Source organism: Tessaracoccus rhinocerotis (assembly GCF_007197885.1).
Taxonomy (GTDB): domain Bacteria; phylum Actinomycetota; class Actinomycetes; order Propionibacteriales; family Propionibacteriaceae; genus Arachnia; species Arachnia rhinocerotis.
In genome coordinates this window covers 1-2,742 of record NZ_VKKG01000010.1, presented here as the reverse complement: position 1 = coordinate 2,742, position 2,742 = coordinate 1, and the positions used below count along the sequence as shown (strand labels likewise).

The 2,742-nt window shown below is 54.8% G+C and carries 2 rRNA genes (1 of these 2 only partly in view); both read left to right on the top strand.

The features are described 5' to 3' along the window. A 23S ribosomal RNA gene (locus tag FOJ82_RS17080) occupies positions 1-2,463 on the top strand (it extends 133 nt beyond the left edge of the window). A gap of 114 nt (positions 2,464-2,577) precedes the next feature. Next, positions 2,578-2,694 (top strand): 5S ribosomal RNA (gene rrf, locus FOJ82_RS15870). The last annotated feature ends 48 nt before the right edge of the window (positions 2,695-2,742 follow it).

The following is a 2,742-nucleotide window of genomic DNA, read 5'->3' as shown; positions in this document are numbered from 1 at the left end:
TTGGGGGGTGACGGCGTGCCTTTTGAAGAATGAGCCTGCGAGTTAGTGGTACGTGGCGAGGTTAACCCGTGTGGGGAAGCCGTAGCGAAAGCAAGTCCTAATAGGGCGTTTTAGTCGCGTGCTCTAGACCCGAAGCGGAGTGATCTATCCATGGCCAGGTTGAAGCGACGGTAAGACGTCGTGGAGGACCGAACTCACTTGGGTTGAAAACCGAGGAGATGAGCTGTGGATAGGGGTGAAAGGCCAATCAAACTCCGTGATAGCTGGTTCTCCCCGAAATGCATTTAGGTGCAGCGTCGCGTGTTTCTTACCGGAGGTAGAGCACTGGATGGTCTAGGGGGCCCACAAGCTTACCGAAATCAACCAAACTCCGAATGCCGGTAAGTTAGAGCGCGGCAGTGAGACAGTGGGTGATAAGATTCATTGTCGAGAGGGAAACAGCCCAGATCATCAGCTAAGGCCCCTAAGCGATAACTAAGTGGAAAAGGATGTGGAGTTGCGGAGACAACCAGGAGGTTGGCTTGGAAGCAGCCACCCTTGAAAGAGTGCGTAATAGCTCACTGGTCAAGTGATTCTGCGCCGACAATTTAGCGGGGCTCAAGTTATCCGCCGAAGCTATGGCACTCGTGCATATGACAGTAATGTCGCACGGGTGGGTAGGGGAGCGTCGTGTGCGCGTTGAAGCGGCGGGGTGACCCAGCCGTGGAGAGCACACGAGTGAGAATGCAGGCATGAGTAGCGAAAGACGGGTGAGAAACCCGTCCGCCGAATATCCAAGGGTTCCAGGGTCAAGCTAATCTGCCCTGGGTAAGTCGGGACCTAAGGCGAGGCCGACAGGCGTAGTCGATGGACAACGGGTTGATATTCCCGTACCCGTATCACACGGCCCATGCTGAATCGAGTGATGCTAAGCACGCGAGGCTGGTTGATGTCTTCGGACGGATGCCGGCTGAGTCTGTGACCCGAACTCGTATTAGGCAAGCTGCGGAGGGACGCAGGAAGGTAGCTCATCCCGGGCGTTGGTTGTCCCGGGCTAAGTGTGTAGGGCGAGACGTAGGTAAATCCGCGTCTCATTGAGCCTGAGACATGATGGGTCTGCACTTTTGTGTGGATTGAGTGATCCTATGCTGCCTAGAAAAGCTTCGTGAGCGACGTGTGTTGCGGCCCGTACCCCAAACCGACACAGGTGGATAGGTAGAGAATACCAAGGCGATCGAGATAATCATGGTGAAGGAACTCGGCAAAATACCCCCGTAACTTCGGGATAAGGGGGACCGGATACGTATTAGAATTTTCTTCGAAAGCGTTGAAGGTCGCAGAGACCAGGCCCAAGCGACTGTTTACTAAAAACACAGGTCCGTGCTAAGTCGAAAGACGATGTATACGGACTGACTCCTGCCCGGTGCTGGAAGGTTAAGGGGAAGTGTTAGCCTCAGGGCGAAGCGCTGAACTTAAGCCCCAGTAAACGGCGGTGGTAACTATAACCATCCTAAGGTAGCGAAATTCCTTGTCGGGTAAGTTCCGACCTGCACGAATGGAGTAACGATTTGGGCGCTGTCTCCACCATGAACTCGGCGAAATTGCACTACGAGTAAAGATGCTCGTTACGCGCAGCAGGACGGAAAGACCCCGGGACCTTTACTATAGTTTGGTATTGGTGATTGGGACGACTTGTGTAGGATAGGTGGGAGACTTTGAAGCCCGGACGCCAGTTCGGGTGGAGTCAACGTTGAAATACCACTCTGGTCGTTCTAGTTATCTAACCTAGGTCCATTATCTGGATCAGGGACAGTGCCTGATGGGTAGTTTGACTGGGGCGGTCGCCTCCTAAAAGGTAACGGAGGCGCCCAAAGGTTCCCTCAGCCTGGTTGGTAATCAGGTTTCGAGTGTAAGTGCACAAGGGAGCTTGACTGCGAGAGAGACATCTCGAGCAGGGACGAAAGTCGGGACTAGTGATCTTCTGGTGGCACATGGAAGCGCCAGGACTCAACGGATAAAAGGTACCCCGGGGATAACAGGCTGATCTTGCCCGAGCGTCCATAGCGACGGCATGGTTTGGCACCTCGATGTCGGCTCGTCGCATCCTGGGGCTGGAGTCGGTCCCAAGGGTTGGGCTGTTCGCCCATTAAAGCGGCACGCGAGCTGGGTTTAGAACGTCGTGAGACAGTTCGGTCCCTATCCGCTGCGCGCGTAGGAGTCTTGAGAAGAGCTGTCCTTAGTACGAGAGGACCGGGACGGACTAACCTCTGGTGTGCCAGTTGTTCTGCCAAGAGCACGGCTGGTTGGCTACGTTGGGAAGTGATAACCGCTGAAAGCATCTAAGCGGGAAGCACGCTTCAAGATGAGGGCTCCCACAGAATTAATCTGGTAAGGCCCCCTGTAGCCCACAGGGTGATAGGTCGGATGTGGAAGTGCTGAAAGGCATGGAGCTGACCGATACTAATAGGCCGAGGGCTTGTTCCTACAAAGATGCTACGCGTCCACTGTGAGGTTCCCGAGATACGGTCGGGAACCGTTGATTGCAACAATTCAATAGTATTGTGTGTTGTGCCGGTTCAACGATCGCTCATTGAGTGTTTCGGTGGCCATGGCGAGAGGGAAACACCCGGTCCCATCCCGAACCCGGAAGTTAAGCCTCTCAGCGCCGATGGTACTGCAGCGGGGACGCTGTGGGAGACTAGGACGCCGCCGGACTTATAATCACCCCCCGTTCATCCAACTTTTGTTGGGTGTCGGGGGGTG